Below are 20,425 nucleotides of genomic sequence, written 5' to 3'. Positions count from 1 at the left end.
GGTCTCGGCGGACAGCCGCCCGAACCCGCCCGCTATTTCTGGAAAACCCCCACCAGCCGGTCATTGTCGAAAACCAGCAGGGCATTGATTTTCCTGGACTCCATCATCGCCAACGCATCCTCGACACGGGCCGTCGGGGCAATTCGCGACGCCTGCGGCGTCATGAAGTCGTAGGCCTTCTTGGAAAAGACGTATTCGCCGTATTTCTCGATGGCACGGCGAATGTCACCATCGGTGATGACCCCCCAACTGTCGTTGTGCTGGACCACCGCCATCCCCAACTGTCCGCGCGACATCGCCTGAATCACATCGAGCACCTCCGCCTCCGCCTTGACCACCGGCAGGTTGTCGCTGCGCATCTCATGCTCGACCCGGCTCAACAGGCGCCGCCCGAGCGAGCCCCCCGGGTGGAACCGGGCAAAGTTCTCGGGTTGGAAATCCCGCGCCTTCATCAGCGTCACCGCCAGCGCGTCCCCCATCGCCAGCGTGGCGGTGGTCGACGATGTCGGCGCCAGCTGCAGCGGACAAGCCTCCTCGACGACACCGATATCGAGATGGCTATGGGAAGCCCGCGCCAGCGTCGAGCTCCGGTTACCGGTCATGCCGACCAGGTAGTTGCCGTTGTCCTTGAGATAGGGGATCAGCTTGACGACCTCCTCCGTCTCTCCCGAATTGGAGATCGCCAGGAAGACGTCGTGAGGCGTCACCATGCCCAGGTCGCCGTGGTACGCCTCACCCGGGTGCATGAAGAAGCTCGGGCTGCCGGTGCTCGCCAGCGTCGCCGCTATCTTGCGACCGACGATGCCGGATTTGCCCATTCCGCAGACAATCACCCGTCCCGGCGTCTGCAGGATGGCGTCGATGGCGGCGCTCAGGTCGTTGTCGAGCTTGCGGGAAACCTCCAGAAGCGATTCGGCTTCCTTGACGAAGACCTGTCGGGCCGTTTCCAGATATTCCAGATTCATTCACTGCTCCTCCCTGACACGGGTAGCTGTCAGACCGGACTGGCTGACTGCCGTCGGCGGACCGATGACGCCGCACCGACGGCATCGAGGCCCATGATTCGAGCGCGCGCTGACGCGCGACTTCGCGATAAGAAAGATATCGATAGGATCGAGAGTCGAAGGCCGAGCCTCCGAAACCTGAGGGCTTCAGGGATCGAGGACCAGGGCCTCGACAGGGTCACCGGCCGGGCGGCCGGTGACTCGGGCGCCGGAGGGGGAGTTCGGCGACTTGAGACATGGCGGGAGGTGCGAGCGCCCTCCTCCCGCCGGCGTTACTGGACCAGGCGACGCAGCGCGTCGTCATCTCCCAGCATGTGCGCGTACATCCCGGCCAGGTCGAGGCCCCGCGCCAAGAGCAGGTCCTCGGCAATCTCGCGTGCGACACCACGACCGCCGGCGGTCGTCATCACATGGTCGGCAGCCTCGAGAACCAGCGGGTGGGCGTCGGCCGGGGCATAGGCCGCGGCGACTTTCCGCATCACCGGGATATCGATGATATCGTCACCGGCGAACGCGATACGCTCGGCGGCAATGCCCTGCTCCTCGGCGATCTGCTGGATGGCTTCGAGCTTGCGACTGAAGCCGATCTTGATCACGTCCATGCCCAACTGGGTAGCTCGCGTCAGTAGTGGCTGGCTCGACTTGGCCGACAGCACGCCGCTCTTGATGCCATGCTGCTTCAGCAGCCCGATCGCGACGCCATCACGCACGTTGAACGGCTTGAGCGATTCGCCCTCCGGGCCGATCAGCAGCGTTCCGTCGGTCAGCACGCCATCGACATCGAACAGCACGAGTTCGATCTGGTCACGAAGATCCGGACGGAGCATCAATCGATCTCGACGGCTGGCAGGCTCTTGACCAGATCGTCCACCGCCTTGATCTGGGCCAGGAACGGTTCCAGCTTGTCGAGCGGCAGCGCGCTGGGACCATCGCAACGCGCGTTGTCGGGATCGGGATGCGACTCGAGAAAGAGCCCCCCCAGCCCCACCGCCATCCCGGCGCGGGCGAGTTCGAGAGCCTGGCGACGACGCCCACCCGAGGCCTCGCTGGTCGGATCACGGCGCTGCAGGCTATGGGTCACGTCGAAGATCACCGGCGCGTTGCTGCTGACGTTCATCATCTCGCGGAAGCCCAGCATGTCGACGACCAGATTGTCGTAGCCGAAGCAACTGCCGCGTTCGCACAGGATCACCTGCTCGTTGCCCGCTTCGGCGCACTTGTCGACGATGTTCTTGACCTGCCCCGGGCTCAAGAACTGCGGTTTCTTGATGTTGATCGGCTTTCCGGTCCGAGCCATGGCCACGACGAGGTCTGTCTGGCGGGCCAGAAACGCCGGCAGCTGGATCACGTCAGCGACCTCGGCGACGGGTTGGGCCTGCGCTACCTCATGCACGTCGGTAATGACGGGCACGTCGAATTCGCGCTTGACCGCCTCGAAGATTTTCAGCCCCTCGTCGAGACCCACGCCGCGAAAGGAGTGAATCGATGAGCGGTTGGCCTTGTCGAACGACGCCTTGAACACGTAGGGAATACCCAGCTTTCCGGTCACTTCGACATAGGCCTCGCAGGCCCTCAAGGTGCTGTCGAGGTCCTCCAGCACGTTGATGCCGCCAAACAGCGTGAAAGGCGCGTCGTTGGCCACTGCCAGCCCGCCGACCGATACGGATTTCATCAAGCCACCTCACTTCTATCCATTGAATGCAATCTTGCGCGGTCCATTAGCTTAACGAAATTCGCTTCGCTGAAGGGAGTATCCTGAAAGTAGTCCTCGTTCACCAGATAGTGATCGATGTAGGCCGCCAGACGACGCTCGCTGAAGTGGGCATAGAAGGTATTGCCCAGAAACGTCACCTTCTTGTCCAGTAGCTTGGCCTCGAGACCCACCGTGGAGTTGATCGTCACCACCTCGACCGCCCGATCCAGCAACTGGAAGGTATTCTCGTTGACGATGAGGAAACCGTGCTCCGCCCGCAGCCCGGCCAGAATCGAAGGGATGGCCTGGTTGATCTCCGCCGGATGTGGCTTGATCACCAGCCTCAACCCCTTCTCCCTGGCCATCGCGATCGCTTCCTTGAGACCATCGATCACGCTGTTCTTGTGGTAATTCAGGATGATCTGGGCGTCGGTACTCACCTGCATCGGAAAGAACAGGTAGGGCGTTTCCCAATCCATCTCGTCGAGGGCGACCTCATCCGCCTTGCGGAGCTTCCTGAGCTCGTCGAAGCCGTAGGCGTTCTCGCCGGCGTAACCCAGGATCGCCTCGAGGCGGCATCCCACCACCTGGACGAACTTCTGGAACACTGTCTTGAAATCGAGCTTTCGCGCCTGCCCGATCACGTGCCGCTTCATGCGCGCGGCGGTGTACTCGCGCTTCCACCGGCGAAAGGCATCGAGATCGACCGGGTAATCGTCGAGGACCTCCACATGCTCGTAGAGATAGGACTGCATGTCGGTACCCTGCGGGTCCGCGAAGGTCTTGTTGCCGATATTGCCGTAGCCGGTGTAGAGCACGTCGATGCCATTGGCTCGAGCATGATCGGCCAGTGCCGACTGCGACGCGAGGCGACCGCTCGGCAGAATGTAGAGGTCCCACTGGCGCTTGGGTTGCTCTCGCTCGATGAACTCCGCGAAACCGGAATAGACCCTGTCGGCCTGCGCGTGGGTCAAGCGACCGGTCAGGATGCTGAAGTTGTTCTCGCGGCAGGTACGACCGCGGCCTCGGCGCGGCATGAACACCGTCTCGCGCTTCAGCGTCAGGTAGACATACATGATCAGGTTGTTGGCCACGAACTCGACACGACAACCCTTGGCGCCGGGGGCGGCGAAGACGCGCTTGAAGAAGCGATAATCCTCGGGATTGGAGATGTTGATCAGAACCTGACTATACATAGCACTGCCCACTAGGCTGGTAGAGTTTCAAGAGTTCGGTATTCATGCTCGCCGGCGAGAAATCCCGCTCGTAATGCTCACGGCAGCGCCGGCCCATCGCCTGCCGGTCGCAGCGGTCGAAGGACGTCATCGCCGCGCAGAGAGAGGCCGAGAAGTCGTCGAAGTCGAAGACGAAGCCTGTCTCGCCATGACTCACCAGCTCGGGCAGTGCACCGCGATTCGAGCAGATCACCGGGGTGGCATTGCGGTACGCCTCCAGAACCACCAGCCCGAATCCCTCCCAGCGGCTGGGGACAATCAGTGCCTTGGCCCGCGCGATCAGCCCGTCGAGGGCGGTATTGTCCTGCCACCCGAGAAATTCCATGTTGTCGCGGGCGGTAAACGTGGCATCGGAATCGACGACGTTGCCGCCGACGATCTTCAGCGGCGGGCGATCCTCGCCCCAGAACGCGTGGAGCTGGTCGAACCCTTTCTGACGATCGAAACGCCCGATAAACAGATAGAAATCCTCCTTGCGCCCCTCGCCGATCGCCTCCCGAGTATCGCGCACGCAGTTCTTGATCAGCAGCGTCTTGTCCCCCATCCCAGCCGCTTCCAGCAGTGCGCGCTCATACTCCGAGATGGCGACGACACCGTCGGTGCGTCGGTACAACACTCTCTCCACCCACTCGATGCCATGTTTCTTGAGGCCGGAGATGCGATGTGGGTCGAACGCGACCCCATGAGGCTGATAGATCAACTTGGCGCCGTGGAAAGAGACCGGCAATGCGCGGCAGAGGAAGCCGGCGAAGGTACTGTGGACATGCACCACATCGGGGCGTGCCTGGGACACCGCGCCGCGCAGACGCAGTGCAAGATGCTTCAGTCGCTGGATCCGGCCGTCTCCCTCGAACCCGACGATATGGATCTTGCCCTGCAGCTCGTCGATATCGCCCAGGTTGATCTCTTCGAGCTGGGTGAGCGGCAGCAACACCGACACGGCCTCGACTTCCGGACGTCGCGCCTGCTCCGCCACCACATTGTTCAGATACGTGGCGATGCCGCCGGTCACCGTCTCGCACACATGCATGATTTTCATGAATTCACTCGCTGAAGGAGAGCATTACCAGCAGGCAATAGATGATGAAGGTCGGGACCAGCACCAGCGCGGCATCGGAGAAGGTCGCGACCCAATACATCACGCACCCGATCGAAGCGGCGCGACTGATCGGCCGGGTCGCGTCGAAGAGACTCCGCGCCATCACGATGTTGGCGAAGAACATCAGAAAAGGGATCAATCCAATCAGGCCGACGAACTCCGCGATGGAGACGTAGGGGATCTCGTAGGACCAGTAGATCGGCGTACTGGAGATCAGACCGGCATCGAAAAAGTACTCCAGATAAGCCGCCCGGCCGCCCAGATTGCTGTCGAAAAGGAACGTGACGTCCTTGCCCATCATGCCCAGCAGTCCAATGATGCCCGGTACCACCAGGCACACCGCCAGGCAGATCACGATCAGTTTCTTGACCGATATGGCCTTGTTGAAGATCAGGTACTCGAACGCGCAGTAGATCAGCAACAGTGCCCAGGCGGTGCGCGAGAGCGTCAACATGATCGTCAGCATCAGCGCCAGGAGCCACAACCGGTTCTTCTCGATGACGGCGTAGACCGGCAGCAGCATGATCATGCAGACCGCGTAGATATTGCCGTTGTTGTAGGTCGAGAACAGCTTGTAGATCCCGCCGCGATCGTTCATCCGGGCCTCGAGGGTCCGCTCGGCGCCGAAGGTCGTGGTCAGTGCGGGGATGGAGAAATATTGCCCGGTTCCGATCTTGAGAACGAAGAGGAAGAGACCGAAGGCGACTGCGAACCGAGTGCAGTTGCGCAGACAGACCAACAGATAGCGAACGTTCTCCGCCGACAGCCGTTTCGACCATAGGTAGAAGAAGATCGGCACCACGATCAGCGCCATGATGTAACCGAAGTAGATCCCGACGCTGGCAATACCGTTGAGCAGCGTCACCGTCAGGAACAACGCCCAGAACGGCATCAGCAACCAGATGTAGATCGAGTAGCGATCCTGGCGGCCCAGCTGGCCCGTCCCCAGGATCGCCTTGATAAACAGGATCGGGAACGAGAAGCAGATCAGCAGATAGATGGTATTGAGGGGGATGCCGCCCACGGCGACCCCCGATTTCGGTAGCGCGATGGCGAAAACGATCGCCATTGCCACGAACAGCCGTTTGGCGTTGATTACCAGCATGTCTCTCGCTATCCATTAACCGCCGACGGCAATCCGTGGCCTGCGATTTCGATCAAGGTAAGGTGCCGAGCCGGAGCCGGTCCGCCCCCGGCATCCGTGGCGGTTCAGCGCCGGATCGGCAGCATGACGATGCCCATCCGACGCCAGACGAAACATGCCGCGACCAGGTTCTGCATCCCCAGCACCATGGCGAGAGAGATCGCGGCACCGACCGCCCCCCATAGCGGGATCAACACCACGAAAGCCAACAGTCCCAGAGCGCTGCAGACCAGGGAAATATTGCGCATCACCTTCTCTCGCCCCGTCATCGTCAACAGGAAACCCACCGAGCCGAACGACACGTTGACGAGGTGGCCGATGACGACGATACGCAACAGGCTCGCCGCCTCGCGGAACTCCGGCCCGAACCAGCCCAGCACCCACTCCGGGAAGAGCAAGCAGACGATCGCCAGCGGCGTTGCCATGCCCGCCGCGACCATCGAGCTCTGGCGGGCCAGCCGCCCCAGCGCCTCGTGCTCGCCACGATGGAAAAGCTGCGCGAAACGCGGCGGGAAGACCGCGTTGATGACCAGCAGAATGAAGCTGATGACCATGCCGACTCGCTCGGCGGACTTGAACAGCCCGAGATCGGCGTGACTCAGCAGCGCCCCGGCAATCAACATCGCCACCACCTGCTGGAGAAACATCGACAGGTTGAGGACGATGAAGCTCTGCGCGGTGGCGAAGAACTCGCCTCGATGAGGCAGCGCCTCGGTATTCCCCCCGTCGGTACGCTGCACGGCGGGATGACGGCGCAACCACAGCACCATCTGGAGAGTCCCCTGCAGGCATACCAGCCAGGCCGACAGACAGAATGCCCAGCCGGCCTGCGGCAGCGAGCGGGAATCGGTGACGAAAACCGTAGCCAGGATGCAGAGTGCGGCCAGCAGCGATATCGAGCCGTTCTCCTGCAGACTCGCCCTGGCTGGCATGTTCACGCCTTTCAGGAACCCCGCCAGCACGAACGACAGCGTGAAGGCCGGCGTCGCCACCGCGATGCTGATCAGCAGCGACGAGAGCTCGGGCGAACCAAAGGCCTCGGCGATCTGACGGTGCAGCAGGCCGATCCCGCCCCCCAGGAGCAGGCTCAGCCAGCCCGCCCGCACCAGCGCCCAACGCAGGTAGCGCAGGATGTAGGGGCTGGCGTTGTCCTGGCTGATGTAGCGCATCAGCGACCCATTGAGGCCGTAGCAGGCAATGATGCCCGCACCGAAGATGACGCTCTGGGCCAACGCGAAGACCCCCACGCCCTGGGCACCGTAGAAGCGACCCAGGACGACCCCCAGCAGGATCGTCCCCAGCGCGGCGATGCCCCTGGCGGCGAAGGTGCGGCAGAGGTTGACGAACAACTCGCCTCGCAATCGCGAAACGATCCGGGCGTGTCTGCCGCCCAGCAGAGAAAGCGTCATGAGGATAGTCCCGGAGTTGGATCAATCCATCGGGATTCGAACGGTCGGGTGGCCATCATTTGTAGCTGTAGTGGTAGTAGCCATAGCCGTACTCGGTAGCGGCCTTGCGCTCCACGGCATTGAAGATAGCGCCTCGGGGCTCGACGCCCGCCGTCCTCAGCCGGCCGATCGCCAACTCCAGCTCCTTGACCGGGTTGGTCTGGAACCGGGCGAGCATCAGCGTCGTGCCCATCTGCTTGCCGATGATGGCCGCGTCGGTCACCGCGAGAATCGGCGGAGAATCGACGATGACCAGGTCGAAGCGTTCGCTGACCTGAGCGAGGAATTCGCTGAAACGCGGCGTCATCAGGAGTTCGGACGGATTCGGCGGCGCCATGCCACGGGCGACGTAATGCAGATTGTCCACCTTGTCGACCGGGCGAATCACCTGCTCGAGCCCCTGCTTGCCGGACAGCACATCGCTCAACCCGTTCTCGGAAGCGGCGCCGAAAGCGCTGTGGATCTGCCCCTTGCGCATATCGGCATCGACGACGAGCACGCGCTGTCCCGCCTGGGCACACACCGTCGCCAGATTGACGCTGACGAAGCTCTTGCCCACGCCCGGGCTGGGTCCAGTGATCATCAGCCGATTGTTGCCCGCCTCGAGCATGGCGAAGTGAAGACTGGTCCGCAGCCCACGCAGCGCCTCGACCGAGACATCGGCGGGATTGCGCGCGGCCAGCAGACCGCTGGGATAGCTGCGGGCGTACTCCTTGCCGGAGCGCTTCACGCGTCGATTCAGCTTGCCCTGCTCGTCCGACAGCGGAATGGTGGCGTAGACCGGCAGCCCCAGATCCTCGATCTGCTCCTGGGTTTCGATACCGCGGTTGAACAGCGCCCTGAGGAAGACGGCGGCAACCCCGACGATCAAGCCGACGATGATGGCAACGGCGACCAGTAGTGGCTTGTTCGGTGCCACCGGTGCCGGCAGAACCTCGGCACCGTCCAGAATCCGCACGTTACCCACCGTGCTGGCCTCGGCTATCTTGGTCTCCTGCACCTTGTTGAGCAGTTGGACGTAGATCTCGTTGGTCACCTCGACGTCCCGCTGCAGCCGCAGGATCTCTTGCTGAGTCTCCGGCAACCCCTTGACCTGCTTGTCGAGATTGTCCCGCTCGCGCTGGAGCTGCGCCTTCTTCTCCAGCAGCGCCTGATAGGTCGGGTGACTCTTGGTGAAACGCTGCGAGATCTCCGCCTCGCTCATCTCCAGTTCGTTCAACTGGGATTCCAGATTCACGATCCGCTCAAGGACCGATTTCGTCTCCAACGAGAGGTCGACACTATCCTTGGACTCACGATACTCGTTGAGTTTTTCCTCCGATTCGTTCAACTGGCTACGGATCTGCGGCACCTGAGTATTCAGGAACTCGAGGCTCTTGCGTGCCTCTTCCGATTGCCGTTGAACGTTCTGCGAGTAGTAAATGTCGGCGATCGTATTGAGCGTCTTCTTGGCGGCATCCGGATCCGGGCCAGTCAGGCTCCAGCTGAGGATCCCCGTCTCGCTGCCGGCCTCCCCGACCTCGAAGCGCCCCCGCAAGCCGTTGATGGCTGCCAGTCGGGGCACGTGTTGGACGGTGAACTCGGCGCCGGCTGGTGCCTGGATCGAGGTGACCCGCATGGCAACGTCACCGTTCAGGAACGTACTCAACTGGCCGACCTTGCCCGACCCCAGAGACTCCCCGTCGGCATCCCGCAAACGGTAGGTGTAGCTGTCCTGGACCTCGAGGGTGAACGTCTTGCCGAGATAGGCATCGGCCATCGGCATCTCACTGACAGCGATGGTCTCGCCGCTGAACGCATAGCCCCAGCCGCTGGCGAACCCGGGCCGCCCGATGCCTTGACGCTCGAAGAACGCTCCGATGATCGGCAGGGTAACCGGCGCAACGTTGATGTCGAGATTGAGCAGGTCGACCGCCTGGCCCAGCACCATCCGTGACCGAATGATCTCGATCTCGGAGAGCGTCGGCGGCTTCTCGCCCAGCAGACTCGTCACCTCCTGGAGCGGATTGTTGCCCGGCGAATCACTCTCGATCTGCACCAAGGCATCGGCCCGATAGATGGGTGTCGCCAGGCTGGCGTACACGATTCCGATCAACGCGAAGCCCAGAACGCTCGCCATCACCCATTTCTTGTGATCCAGCAAGATCCCCAGCAGCCGACGAATGTCTATCTCTTCGTGGTTACTCGCTGTCGATGTCGTCGATGTGTTGCTTGTGGTCATGTGGGGTTTTTGCATCCTTTCAGCGATCCGGCAACTTGCCTACCCAGGCATCTGCAGCTTGTGTCAGCAAACGATGAACGTGTTCGAAAGCGCTCCGACTCTTGCGATAGGGATCGGGCACCTCGCCCTCCCCGGTCCACCGAGTGAGAAGCATCGTCTTGCCACTGGCGGCGGGATGCAGCTCCGTCACCGCTCGACGCTGACCATCGGACATCACCAGGACCAGGTCGGCGGACTGCAACATGCCGACATCGACCTGTCGCGCGACATGGGCGGACAGGTCCAGTCCCTCCCGCTCCGCCAGTTCCCGGGCCGTGGGGTCCGCGCCCTCGCCGACCACCGCCCCCAGCCCCGCGGAGTCGATCTGCCTGCCGGGGAATCGCTGCCTCAGCAGCGCCTCGGCCACCGGGCTGCGGCAGATATTGCCGGTGCACAACACCAGTATTCGATCGAACATGTCAGTTGCCGTCGCGAAGTTCGTCGAAGTCACGCGTGGCTCGTGTCACCTGATAGACGGAACTGATCGTCGGGGTCAGTTGGTTGATGACCCGGTTCCAACGACTCAGCGGCGCGGCGGTGACATAGACGATATCGGTGGGCTGCAGCATGAACTGCGCCCCGAGCACCAGCGCCGTCGTATTGCGTGCATCGAGCTGATAGACCGTGGCCAGCTTGCCGCTGTCCGGCGCGGATTGACGGATCACGAAAATGCCCTTCGCGTTGGCCTGGGTCTCGTCCATCCCGCCTGCCTGGGACAGCGCATCGGTCAGCGAGAGGCGCGAATTCCCCATTGGCAGCGTCACCGGGTCCATCACTTCGCCCATGACGAAGACCTTCTGACTGCCAATATCGGATACATGGAGCACATCCCCGTCCCGAAGCAACTGGTTCTGGCGCATATCGCCGTTCTGAAGCATCGAATAGACGTCGATATGCGTTTCGACGCTGCCTCTCGACAGCACCACGTCGTGCCAGTTGGCTTCCCCATTGAGGCCGCCACCGAGATTGATGGCATCCAGCACCGTCATCGGAACGTTGGTGACGGGCATCACCCCGGGATTCTCGACCTGCCCGGTGACGTACACCTTCTGAGAATTGAAGCCCACGACCTTGACATCGACCTGGGGTTCGGTGACGTAGGTCGCCAGGCGCCGCTGAAGCTGGGAGCGGACATCCTCCACCGTGCGTCCGGCCACCTGGATACGTCCCACGTAGGGATAGAAGATCGTTCCGTCGCTGTAGACCGTATTGCCCGTGTCTTCCGTCGGCCGCTCGCTTCCGGCAGGTATGGTCAACTCCGGGTGGTCGTAGACGATGATCGACAGCACGTCACCAATGCCGATGTGATACTCGTAGCGGTCGTCCAGCGCCGGGTCATCGTGGGAAGCGACCGCCGCCCGCTGCAGGTCGGCATCTTCGCCGCTCCCACCTCGTAGTGACGTCGTCGCCTGCTGTGTCCGGACCAGGCCCAGCGTGATCGGCTCTATATCGACCAGATCATCGATAGGGGCAGAATCCGTGTCATAGTCGATGTGTCCCCCGGGCGCAAAGGCGCAGCCGGAGGCGGTAACGACCAGCGATAACGCCAACACGGGCAAACACCATCGGAAAATAGAGCGACTGCAACCTTCGCGAGTTTTCATCATCCCTGTCGAACACCCTTTATTTCGTCCATATAAAGCCCTGACTACTATGACCCGTGAATGACATCCGCTGTTAAAATAAATTTTAAACACGCTACCGCCCCGGGATTTTAACGGCATTCCCCGAAGCCCTGATTATCGTGTCGAGTTCTCCATAGAAAAGAATGGCGCATCATCGACGCCCGCCGATCACCGATGCGCAACATTTGAAGTCGAGCAATCCTTGACTCAGCCTCCTCGCAAATCAACCAATGCCAATAGCGTGCCAACTTTTCAAATCAAACAAAATAGCTAACCCCTGAGTTACAAAAACGGTTTTCAAAGTGTGCAAGAACCAAGAATTCCACGAACCCACATGGATCTGACCCCTACTGATAACGATCCGGTGTGACGAATTCGCGACAGCCGGAATTATCAACAAAAGCAGAAAGTTACCATCAACCCTTTAAAACACACATCAAGTGACACAGGAAACCCAATGAAACAAACCCGGGCATTGGGAGTGCCTGCTTTTGATTTTCAATAACTTATAGGACGCTTCGTGTGAAATCGCCTCACAGCACCGGGCTTTCGGCCCAAGCGAGGTGCCATGCGCCTAGCGCTTCTCCCTGCCAATCGGCCAATTTCCGCGATTCGTGAACCTTACAAATGGTTCAGCTGTCGCCATTATTAGACAAATAAAACTCGATACTCACACTAAAGACAACTAATGTTTCATAAAAACACATTATAATTTTATTGCTTTATCGTGCAGCGCTTGCACCATAATGGAGATGACTAACTATACTTGATGCCATTCAGTGCAACGACCCGGGTGTCTTTTTTTTGACACACTACAACGTCAGAAAATTGAAAGTTATAATTGCTCAGATACGTGATATTGGTAAGAATACAGGTGGTCTTCGGACCACATCGTTGGTTTAACCAACACGTTAGGAGGTACTTATGAAGAAACTGGCCATAATGGCAGTCGCGTTAATGGCTGTCTCTTCACTCGCCGTCGCCCAGGAAGTTGCAACGGGCAGCGCCGCCGGAGCCGGCACCGCCGCTAGTGCATCGACAGCGTCGTCTGTCGGCACCAGCACCGCGGCATCGTCGGTCGGTGCGCTGGCCGCAGCAGGGGGCAGTGACGGCACTACCGGAACGACCGGCACCACCGGTACGACCGGGACCCGGTAATGACAGCAGCACGTCATTACCGCCTGGAAGACCGCCCTCGGGCGGTCTTCTTTTGTCTCGCCATGGCCAGCCTCATCCTCTCAGGCTGCTCCCTGGGCAGTGGGCGCTCCCTTGATGGCCTGGTCCCGGGATCCGCCACCGGGGGCGTGTCCGACCAAGCCGCCGCCACTTCCTACGCGTCGCTCGACTTTCACGTCGGGGGGCATGGCGGACTGGTGATCCTGGCGAGTCAGGTTGGAGACATGACCTACTGGCAGTTCCGCGACTCGGCCACCGTCGCCCTGAAGGATGGCTACCTGCACAGTAGCGCCGGTCTCGAGCAGAACTTGATCGACACCCGACTCATCGACGCGAAAGGCGAGATTGTCGGCGAAAGCCCTTGGAGAGGGATCTCCTCATCGATCGCCTATCGTCTCACGCGGGAGTGGCAGACGGCGGATGGCGAACTGCACCACGGCCAGGCGACAGCCCTGCTCGAGTGTGACGCGACACCTTCCCGAATCGAACTGCCGCTCATGTCTCGAGCGTTGCAGGTCTGCCATGAAACCGTGAACTGGCAGGATGGCAACGTCACTCACGGCACACTTTGGCGAGCGCCGGAAGATGGTCGCCTGTGGGCTGTCGAAACCCAACCGTGGCCCGGGGCGCCGGTATTCGACTGGCAGGTCGCCCGCCCTTGGTGACCCTGACACCGTCGCCCTGCGGCGAGAGCGATACAGGGATTTTCGTGAAGTGCAGCAAGGACGAGATCGACACATGGTGACCCCCCGTTTCCCGTATCATCGGCGCCAGCCATGGCGTAGTACCTGTCACTGGATCGCCATCGTACTGTGCGGTCTCGGCCTGGCCGGCACCGCCGGAGCCCAGGACGACAGCGCACCGACCTCGACCGTCACCATCGATATCGAGGGACGTCGACCGCCGTCGCCTTCCCCTTCGCTGCTCGATGCCTGGTTGACCGTGGAACGGGAGACCACGGTCAACTGGTCGCGTGCCTTCGTGGCTCGAGATGACGCAACGGCCGAGGACCGGCAGCGCCAACGCCGCCTCGACGCCGAGCTGGAGGGGCTTGCGATGCAGGCCCGGCTACTGGCGGCGCCACGGGTCGATAACGGCTTGGAGGCGTGGCGGGAGGCGATCGGCAAACTGGACAAGAGTCGGATACCGGGGCGCGTCGATCCGACCTGGCTGATGGCGCATCTGCGTCAGGTTCCCCAACTCGAGGATGTCGATGCACTGGGCTGGTGCCAGACCCCCGACTGGATCGAGGCCTGGACGCCCCTGGGCGTTACCAGACTGGCATGGGAGCCGGGCATGACCACCGATACGCTGCTCGCCCGACTCGACGGGGACGCCTATACCGGTGCCGATACACTGCAACTGGTGAGCCCTCAGGGCGAAATCCATCGCTTGGGCATCGCCGCCTGGAATCACCAGCGGGCCCCACTGGTTCCGGGCACCCGCGTGGTGGTCGCCCTGCCCCTGGATTCCGTCGGCGCCCAGTGGGTCGATATGGCCCTACCCCAGTTTCTGGCCACACGCTTGCCCGGCGACGAATGCATCACGCTCGATCCAGCCCATCTCTATCAATAAGCCATGCTCATGACGATATTCGCAGATCGCCGCTGGACGCAGCTGCGCCTTTTTACCCCGGTCATGGGAGTCTCGCTCCCGATGCTGATGGCGCACGCCCCCATCGTGCAAGCGGACCTGGGCCAGGCCCGCACCGATTTCGGCGGTATCGGGCTGATGCAGACGCCAACGGCACGCATGGCCCCATTGGGGGACATCTCCCTCAATCACAGCCATGTGTCGCCTTACCTCCGCTACAACATCAGCTTTCAGCCCATGGACTGGCTGGAGGCCGGCTTTCGCTACACGGCGATCACCAACCAGGACTACCCGGCCTCCAGCGATCCCGGGCGCGCCTATCTGGATAAGGGGATCGACTTCAAGTTCCGGCTGCTCGAGGAGGACCGCAATACGCCAGCCGTGGCGCTGGGCTTTCGCGACTTCGGTGGTACCGGCCTCTTCGGCAGCGAGTATCTGGTCGCCAGCAAGCGCTGGTACGACTTCGATTTCACGCTCGGGCTGGGCTGGGGCTATCTGGCCCATGGCGGCGGCATCGGCAATCCGCTGTCGGCAGTCTCGGACCGCTTCGACGAGCGCTCCACGGAGAACCCCGATGAAGCCGGCGACTTCGAGTTCGGCGACATCTTCAGCGGCGACGTCGGACTGTTCGGCGGTATCGAATACCAGACCGGCTGGGAGCCTTTGACCCTCCAGCTCGAATACGATGGCAACGACTACCGGAACGAACCGTTCGAGACCACCCTGGATCAATCCTCTCCGGTCAATCTGGGGGCCCGCCTGAGCCTCAACGACAACGTCTCGTTGAGCGCCGGATGGGAGCGCGGCGACACCGCCATGTTCGGCATCACCTTCCGAGGCAACCTTGCCGGCCTTGCCCAACCCAAGACCGATGACCCCAGCCCGGTGCCGATCCAGGCGGCACCGGAGCGGACCGCGCGGGACTGGCAAGCCGTCAGTTCGGAACTGCAGGCCAATGCCGGGATGCGCGTGCGGCGTATCACCCGCGACGACGATGAGCTGATCGTCGAGGCCGAGGCGACCAAATATCGCTCGATGCTGGAAAGCGAAGGCCGCGCCAATCGCATCCTCAACAACCATACCGCGGAAGATATCGGCACGTACCGCTACCGCTGGCAGAGTGTCGGCATGGGACTGCGCGACGACGTCCATGATCGCCAGGCCTATCTCGACGCAGCCGGTTCCACGTCCTACGACCAGCAGTATCACTACGGTCTGTATGCCTCGGCGTTGACGCAACCCGGCGACACCCCTCCCGCTGGCGAGCTGCTCTATCAGAACAATCTCGATCAGTTCACCTGGAGCCTGTCACCGGGCTTGAATCAGAACTTGGGAGGCCCCGACGGCTACCTCTATCAGGTCTATGCCAAGCTCGACGCCGAATACCGCACCGACCCCAACGGCTGGTTCAGCGGCCGCGCCGCCCTGAACCTGGCGGACAATTTCGATGACTTCGACTATGTCGCCAATTCGAGGCTGCCTCGCGTTCGCACCAACATCAACCGCTATCTGGATGAAACCAGTCTCGGTATCTACAACCTGCAGTACACCCGCACCCTGCGATTCGGCCAGGACTGGTACGGCATGGCCTACGGCGGTCTGCTCGAGATGATGTATGCCGGCGCCGGTGGCGAAGTGCTCTATCGCCCGTTCAACAGTCCGGTAGCGTTCGGCGTCGACCTCAACTGGGTCAAGCAGCGGGATTTCGACCAGCGCTTCGACATGCGCGACTACGACACCTGGACCGGCCACGCGACCGCCTATATCGAGACCGGAATCGAGGACGTTCTCGCTCAGGTCAGCGTGGGTCGCTATCTGGCCAAGGACCTCGGTGCGACGTTCGATCTCTCCCGCCAGTTCGATTCCGGGGTGCGGATCGGCGCCTGGGCGACACTGACAGACGCCGGCGACGACTACGGCGAGGGCAGTTTCGACAAGGGGCTCTACGTCTCGATCCCGCTCGATGTCTTCTTCTCGGAATCGAGCCGCAGCAGCACGACCATCGCCTGGCAGCCGCTGACCCGCGATGGCGGCGCTCGTCTCTCCCGCCGCTACACGCTGTATGGCCTGACCCAGGATCGCGACATGGGTCACTACTGGAATGACTACGACAGGCTCTGGGAATAGCGACGCGCGCGATCTGCCAGCCTCGCTCTCGAACGGCGCCTCGCAGGCGCCGTTCTTGCCTCGACTCGACGATCCGATATCCTCGCCGTGGCAATCATTGAGTGCCGGATCCGGCCGGCCCCGCCGACTCGTCCCGCTACAATGAGGCCGAGACGATGATCAGGACACGCCCCCATGCTCGACCCTCAGCAATGCCGCAGTGCCCGACTGGCCCGGGACGCCCGCTTCGACGGTCGCTTCTTCATTGCCGTGGAAACCACCGGGATCTTCTGCCGCCCGATCTGCCCGGCGACGCTCCCGCAGGAGCGCCATGTTCGCTATTTCGAGTCGGCGGTCGCCGCTACCCGCGCCGGTTTTCGCCCCTGCCTGCGCTGCCGTCCGGACAGCGCACCGGACTCTCCCGCCTGGCAGGGTCCCCAGACCACGCTGGCGCGGGCCATTCGCCTGATCGATGCCGGCGCGCTGCAACAGGGCAATATCACGGCGCTTTGCGACAGGTTGGGTATCGGCGAGCGCTATCTGCGCCAACTGTTCCAGCGCAGGTTCGGGGTATCGCCCAAGGCGTACGCAATCTACCGCCAGTGCCTGTTCGCCAAGAAACTGCTGCATGAGACGACACTGCCGGTGATCGACGTCGCCCACGCCAGCGGTTTCTCCAGTCTTCGGCGTTTCAACGATGCCTTCAAACGACAGATGGCGCTGGCACCCAGCGATATCCGACGGCGCAAACGCAACAACGCTGCCCTGACCGTCAAGCTCGCCTATCGCCCGCCCTACCAGTGGGAACGCCTGCGCCATTTCTATGCGCTTCACGTCATCGACGGCCTGGAGTGGGTCGACGAACATTCATTGGGGCGGACCCTGAGACAGGGGGAGACCACCGGCTACTTCGAGGCCAGGCACGACCCCGAGCGACACCAGTTCGTGGTCACGCTGGTCCTGAGCGAGCTCGGCGACCTCAGTGCCATCGTGGGTCAGATCCGGCGGATGCTGGACCTGGATGCCGACACCGCCACCATCGAAGCCCACCTGCAGCGGCATCTACCGGATCTACCGCTGACCGAAGGGCTGCGCCTGCCGGGATCCTGGAGCGTCTTCGAAGCCGGCATCCGTGCCGTGCTCGGCCAGCAGATCTCGATCGCCGCCGCCAATCGCCTGATCCAGAGCCTGGTCGACCACCTCGGGGAGGCCGATACCGGCGGACGCCGGCGCTTCCCCACCGCCAACGCCATCGCCGTCAGCGATCTGGCTTTCCTGAAGCTGCCCGCCAGCCGCCGGGAAACCGTCCGGCGGCTGGCGAACGCCCATGACCGGGGGGACATCGGCGACGACCCACGGCAGTGGCTCTCGCTCAAGGGCATCGGCCCATGGACGGCCAACGTCGTCGCCATGCGTGGGAACGGCGACCCCGACATCTGGCTGGACGGCGATGTCGGCCTGCGCCGTGCGCTGGCGCGTCAGCCGCAACCACTCGACCCCGCCCGTGCCGCGCCCTGGCGCAGCTACCTCACCCTGCAACTATGGGACACGGTGATATGAACGCTCCGCTTTCTTTCTTCGCGCCCTGCCCGCTCGCCGGCCGCACCGAGGCGTGCCAGCGCTACACCCCGCCCGCCGGCGTGCCGCTGGGCGAGATCGAGATCCGCGCCAGCGAGGCCGGTCTAACCTGGATCGGCTTCGTCACCAGCGCCAGCAGCGATGCCCGGCCGAGCGCCCTGACCCGCCGCTGTGCGCAGCAGCTTGGTGCCTATTTCGCAGGCGAGCTCACCCACTTCGAACTACCACTGGCGCCCGCCGGCACCGAGTTCCAGCGCCGGGTATGGCTGGCGCTGACCACGATCGCCTTCGGCGAGACCCGCTCCTATGCCGAACAAGCTGAAGCCATCGGCCGCCCTACCGCCACCCGCGCGGTGGGGGCGGCCAATGGCCGCAATCCCTTGGCGATCGTGGTGCCTTGTCATCGGGTGATCGGCGCCAACGGCCGCCTCACCGGTTACGCTGGCGGGCTCGAGCGCAAGTGCTGGCTGCTGGGCCATGAGGGGCACGCCGTTGTGCGCTAGACACTAGATATCAGCGGACTGCGCTCGCCCCATCGGCCCCCTGGCAGACCAATTGCCCCGTGCAGAATTTCCGACAACGATCGCCTGTTCTCACGCCTGAGAGAAGATCCAACGAACACTTTGTTAACAAGTGTAAACATTGGAGAAAGCTAGTCGACTAACGATGGAAACGGGCCTTACCTTCCTGCTTATTATCCACGCAGGGGGCCTACGCCATGTTGGAAAAACTACACCAGATCCGAGTGAAATATACGCTGGCTTTCTTGATGGTGCCTATCGCACTGATCATCCTCGGTGCCGCGGATTATCGTCTCATCGAAGCGCTGAAATCCCGCCTCATGGAGTTCAGCGATACCTTCAACGGGGCGACGAATACCATACTCAATGCCGACAGGGACATCTATCAGGCAAGGGCAGCGGAACTGGCCTATCTCTTGGTGTCACCCAGCTCGCCTCGCGCGGAAGAACTTGAGGCTTCTTATCGAGAGAACGCCCAACAGGTCGAGGACAGAATGCTCGCTTTCCAGAAGCTGATGCATAACTATCCGGACGTCGTCCAGTTGACACAGGATTTCAGTGAGCGCTATCAGACCTGGAAAACGGCATCCGCGGAAACGTTCAAGCTGCACGGGGGAAATGACGTAGAGGCTGCAAGAGGTCAGGCGGACAACGCTTCTATCGTGGCACTGGATGCCATGAGAGAGATTCTCGACGTGGCGGAGGGCGCCACACTCAAGAAGGTCCACGCCGTCGAAGATGAAGTGCTGGGTTGGGCTGACGCCCAAGGCATCTTCGTGATGATATTCAGTCTTGTCATTCTGGCAGGCGCCGTCTCGCTGGCCTTTGCGGGGCCGGTACTGATGTCCAAGGCGTTGCGCAAGATCACAGCGCGGGTTCGCGAAATTTCCGAAGGCGATGGCGACCTCACCGCGCGTATTGCCAGTGAAAGAAAGGATGAAATCGGCGATCTCGCCAACTGCGTCGATGACTTCATCGCCCGTATCGATGGTGTCCTCCAGGAGGTCAGAAGCAGCACCGAGTCGGTCAATGTCGCCGCCGATGAAATTGCCAATGGCAGCACCAACCTGGCTGCCAAGACCGAGCAGGCAGCGTCCAATCTGCAGCAGACATCAGCCTCGATGGAGCAGATCTCCGCCACGGTCAAGAACACCGCGGATTCGGCCCAGCAAGCCTCTCGATTGACCCAGGACACCGTCGACAACGCCAGGGCCGGTCAGAACACGATGCAAGCGGTGATCGCCACCATGGGCGACATACGGGATTCATCGAACCGGATCAGCGAGATCATCGCGATGATCGACAGCATCGCCTTCCAGACCAACATCCTCGCGCTAAACGCGTCAGTGGAAGCCGCACGCGCAGGTGAGCACGGTCGTGGCTTTGCCGTCGTCGCTCAGGAAGTCAGGGTTCTGGCAAGTCGCTCCAGCGAAGCCTCCAACGAAATCCGCACGCTGATCGACACCTCCGTCGCCCACGCGCGCAGCGGTGCGGAGCTGGTGGATCAGGCGGGAAGCGCGATGCAGGACATCGTCAAGAGCGTCCAGCATGTCAATGATGTGATCAACGAGATCAGTGCTGGCACCAAGGAGCAGAGTATCGGCATTGGCCAGGTCAACACGGCCGTATCCGACCTCGACAGCATGACCCAGCACAACGCCTCGATGGTCGAGCAGTCGCGCGCGGCGGCGGCAGAGATGCGCGATCAGGTACTGCGGCTGGACGAACTGCTGTCGAGTTTCAAATTGAGTGACACAACAGATGAAGCCGCCACACCGGAGTCTCGGCACCCACCGGCGACGGCCATCGCCCCGGAGCGGGTCACAGCGCGGGTGACAAAAAGCCCCGCCAGGGCAAACGACGAATGGGCCGCCTTCTGATATCTGATATCGCAACCGGCAGGCATCCTTATCTCTTGATGCCTGCCACAGCTCGGCCAAGAG

Annotated in this window: 16 protein-coding genes; 6 read left to right on the top strand and 10 right to left on the bottom strand. The window is 61.9% G+C overall.

Going from position 1 to position 20,425, the window contains the following annotated elements; genetic code table 11:
* Positions 1-32: 32 nt before the first annotated feature.
* The 10 genes from DOM54_RS10735 to DOM54_RS10690 form a co-directional block, all read right to left on the bottom strand.
* Entirely contained in the window at positions 33-965 is a 933-nt protein-coding gene (locus tag DOM54_RS10735) for a KpsF/GutQ family sugar-phosphate isomerase (protein ID WP_110716307.1), read from the bottom strand.
* A 311-nt stretch (positions 966-1,276) separates the two neighbouring features.
* Entirely contained in the window at positions 1,277-1,831 is a 555-nt protein-coding gene (locus tag DOM54_RS10730; RefSeq protein WP_110716306.1) for a KdsC family phosphatase, read from the bottom strand.
* Entirely contained in the window at positions 1,831-2,676 is an 846-nt protein-coding gene (gene kdsA / locus DOM54_RS10725; RefSeq protein WP_110716305.1) for a 3-deoxy-8-phosphooctulonate synthase, read from the bottom strand. Before kdsA ends, DOM54_RS10730 begins: the two co-directional genes overlap by 1 nt.
* Positions 2,676-3,893 carry a capsular polysaccharide export protein, LipB/KpsS family gene (locus DOM54_RS10720; RefSeq protein WP_110716304.1) on the bottom strand — a complete coding sequence of 406 codons (1,218 nt, stop codon included), beginning with the start codon at positions 3,891-3,893 and terminating at the stop codon, positions 2,676-2,678. The genes kdsA and DOM54_RS10720 overlap by 1 nt, the downstream gene beginning before the upstream one ends.
* Complete coding sequence (locus DOM54_RS10715) at positions 3,886-4,971, bottom strand: glycosyltransferase family 4 protein (protein WP_110716303.1); 1,086 nt, start codon at positions 4,969-4,971, stop codon at positions 3,886-3,888. The genes DOM54_RS10720 and DOM54_RS10715 overlap by 8 nt, the downstream gene beginning before the upstream one ends.
* A gap of 4 nt (positions 4,972-4,975) precedes the next feature.
* Positions 4,976-6,136, bottom strand: coding sequence for a hypothetical protein (locus tag DOM54_RS10710; RefSeq protein ID WP_110716302.1), 1,161 nt, complete (start codon positions 6,134-6,136; stop codon positions 4,976-4,978).
* 104 nt (positions 6,137-6,240) lie between these two features.
* Positions 6,241-7,584 carry a lipopolysaccharide biosynthesis protein gene (locus tag DOM54_RS10705; protein WP_110716301.1) on the bottom strand — a complete coding sequence of 448 codons (1,344 nt, stop codon included), beginning with the start codon at positions 7,582-7,584 and terminating at the stop codon, positions 6,241-6,243.
* A 55-nt stretch (positions 7,585-7,639) separates the two neighbouring features.
* On the bottom strand, positions 7,640-9,844 hold the full coding sequence (locus DOM54_RS10700) for a polysaccharide biosynthesis tyrosine autokinase (protein WP_110716300.1): 2,205 nt from the start codon (positions 9,842-9,844) through the stop codon (positions 7,640-7,642).
* Positions 9,845-9,863: 19 nt separating this feature from the next.
* Entirely contained in the window at positions 9,864-10,301 is a 438-nt protein-coding gene (locus tag DOM54_RS10695; protein WP_110716299.1) for a low molecular weight protein-tyrosine-phosphatase, read from the bottom strand.
* 1 nt (position 10,302) lies between these two features.
* On the bottom strand, positions 10,303-11,487 hold the full coding sequence (locus DOM54_RS10690) for a polysaccharide export protein (RefSeq protein WP_110716662.1): 1,185 nt from the start codon (positions 11,485-11,487) through the stop codon (positions 10,303-10,305).
* A gap of 1,178 nt (positions 11,488-12,665) precedes the next feature.
* Here DOM54_RS10690 and DOM54_RS10680 point away from each other — a divergent pair.
* The 6 genes from DOM54_RS10680 (at position 12,666) to DOM54_RS10655 (ending at position 20,362) form a co-directional block, all read left to right on the top strand.
* A complete protein-coding gene (locus DOM54_RS10680) occupies positions 12,666-13,349 on the top strand; it encodes a YjbF family lipoprotein (RefSeq protein WP_110716298.1) in 684 nt (227 codons plus the stop codon).
* A gap of 73 nt (positions 13,350-13,422) precedes the next feature.
* On the top strand, positions 13,423-14,259 hold the full coding sequence (locus tag DOM54_RS10675) for a capsule biosynthesis GfcC family protein (RefSeq protein WP_162619832.1): 837 nt from the start codon (positions 13,423-13,425) through the stop codon (positions 14,257-14,259).
* A 9-nt stretch (positions 14,260-14,268) separates the two neighbouring features.
* Positions 14,269-16,404, top strand: a complete 2,136-nt coding sequence (locus DOM54_RS10670; RefSeq protein WP_240613860.1) for a YjbH domain-containing protein — start codon at positions 14,269-14,271, stop codon at positions 16,402-16,404.
* A gap of 174 nt (positions 16,405-16,578) precedes the next feature.
* Entirely contained in the window at positions 16,579-17,943 is a 1,365-nt protein-coding gene (locus DOM54_RS10665; protein WP_110716296.1) for a DNA-3-methyladenine glycosylase 2 family protein, read from the top strand.
* Entirely contained in the window at positions 17,940-18,464 is a 525-nt protein-coding gene (locus tag DOM54_RS10660) for a methylated-DNA--[protein]-cysteine S-methyltransferase (RefSeq protein WP_110716295.1), read from the top strand. The genes DOM54_RS10665 and DOM54_RS10660 overlap by 4 nt, the downstream gene beginning before the upstream one ends.
* A gap of 215 nt (positions 18,465-18,679) precedes the next feature.
* On the top strand, positions 18,680-20,362 hold the full coding sequence (locus DOM54_RS10655) for a methyl-accepting chemotaxis protein (RefSeq protein WP_110716294.1): 1,683 nt from the start codon (positions 18,680-18,682) through the stop codon (positions 20,360-20,362).
* The last annotated feature ends 63 nt before the right edge of the window (positions 20,363-20,425 follow it).

Origin of the sequence: Salinicola acroporae (genome assembly GCF_003206615.1) — a bacterium.
In the GTDB taxonomy this organism is placed as follows: domain Bacteria; phylum Pseudomonadota; class Gammaproteobacteria; order Pseudomonadales; family Halomonadaceae; genus Salinicola; species Salinicola acroporae.
The sequence above is the reverse complement of the archived record's forward strand: the minus strand, read 5'-3'. Positions and strand labels throughout refer to the sequence as shown.

What these genes read in the sequence shown, in the direction of transcription:
- DOM54_RS10735 (WP_110716307.1), bottom strand. Translation starts at nt 965, where the DNA reads ATGAATCTGGAATATCTGGAAACGGCCCGACAGGTCTTCGTCAAGGAA.
- DOM54_RS10730 (WP_110716306.1), bottom strand. Translation starts at nt 1,831, where the DNA reads ATGCTCCGTCCGGATCTTCGTGACCAGATCGAACTCGTGCTGTTCGAT.
- kdsA (WP_110716305.1), bottom strand. Translation starts at nt 2,676, where the DNA reads ATGAAATCCGTATCGGTCGGCGGGCTGGCAGTGGCCAACGACGCGCCT.
- DOM54_RS10720 (WP_110716304.1), bottom strand. Translation starts at nt 3,893, where the DNA reads ATGTATAGTCAGGTTCTGATCAACATCTCCAATCCCGAGGATTATCGC.
- DOM54_RS10715 (WP_110716303.1), bottom strand. Translation starts at nt 4,971, where the DNA reads ATGAAAATCATGCATGTGTGCGAGACGGTGACCGGCGGCATCGCCACG.
- DOM54_RS10710 (WP_110716302.1), bottom strand. Translation starts at nt 6,136, where the DNA reads ATGCTGGTAATCAACGCCAAACGGCTGTTCGTGGCAATGGCGATCGTT.
- DOM54_RS10705 (WP_110716301.1), bottom strand. Translation starts at nt 7,584, where the DNA reads ATGACGCTTTCTCTGCTGGGCGGCAGACACGCCCGGATCGTTTCGCGA.
- DOM54_RS10700 (WP_110716300.1), bottom strand. Translation starts at nt 9,844, where the DNA reads ATGACCACAAGCAACACATCGACGACATCGACAGCGAGTAACCACGAA.
- DOM54_RS10695 (WP_110716299.1), bottom strand. Translation starts at nt 10,301, where the DNA reads ATGTTCGATCGAATACTGGTGTTGTGCACCGGCAATATCTGCCGCAGC.
- DOM54_RS10690 (WP_110716662.1), bottom strand. Translation starts at nt 11,487, where the DNA reads ATGAAAACTCGCGAAGGTTGCAGTCGCTCTATTTTCCGATGGTGTTTG.
- DOM54_RS10680 (WP_110716298.1), top strand. Translation starts at nt 12,666, where the DNA reads ATGACAGCAGCACGTCATTACCGCCTGGAAGACCGCCCTCGGGCGGTC.
- DOM54_RS10675 (WP_162619832.1), top strand. Translation starts at nt 13,423, where the DNA reads ATGGTGACCCCCCGTTTCCCGTATCATCGGCGCCAGCCATGGCGTAGT.
- DOM54_RS10670 (WP_240613860.1), top strand. Translation starts at nt 14,269, where the DNA reads ATGACGATATTCGCAGATCGCCGCTGGACGCAGCTGCGCCTTTTTACC.
- DOM54_RS10665 (WP_110716296.1), top strand. Translation starts at nt 16,579, where the DNA reads ATGCTCGACCCTCAGCAATGCCGCAGTGCCCGACTGGCCCGGGACGCC.
- DOM54_RS10660 (WP_110716295.1), top strand. Translation starts at nt 17,940, where the DNA reads ATGAACGCTCCGCTTTCTTTCTTCGCGCCCTGCCCGCTCGCCGGCCGC.
- DOM54_RS10655 (WP_110716294.1), top strand. Translation starts at nt 18,680, where the DNA reads ATGTTGGAAAAACTACACCAGATCCGAGTGAAATATACGCTGGCTTTC.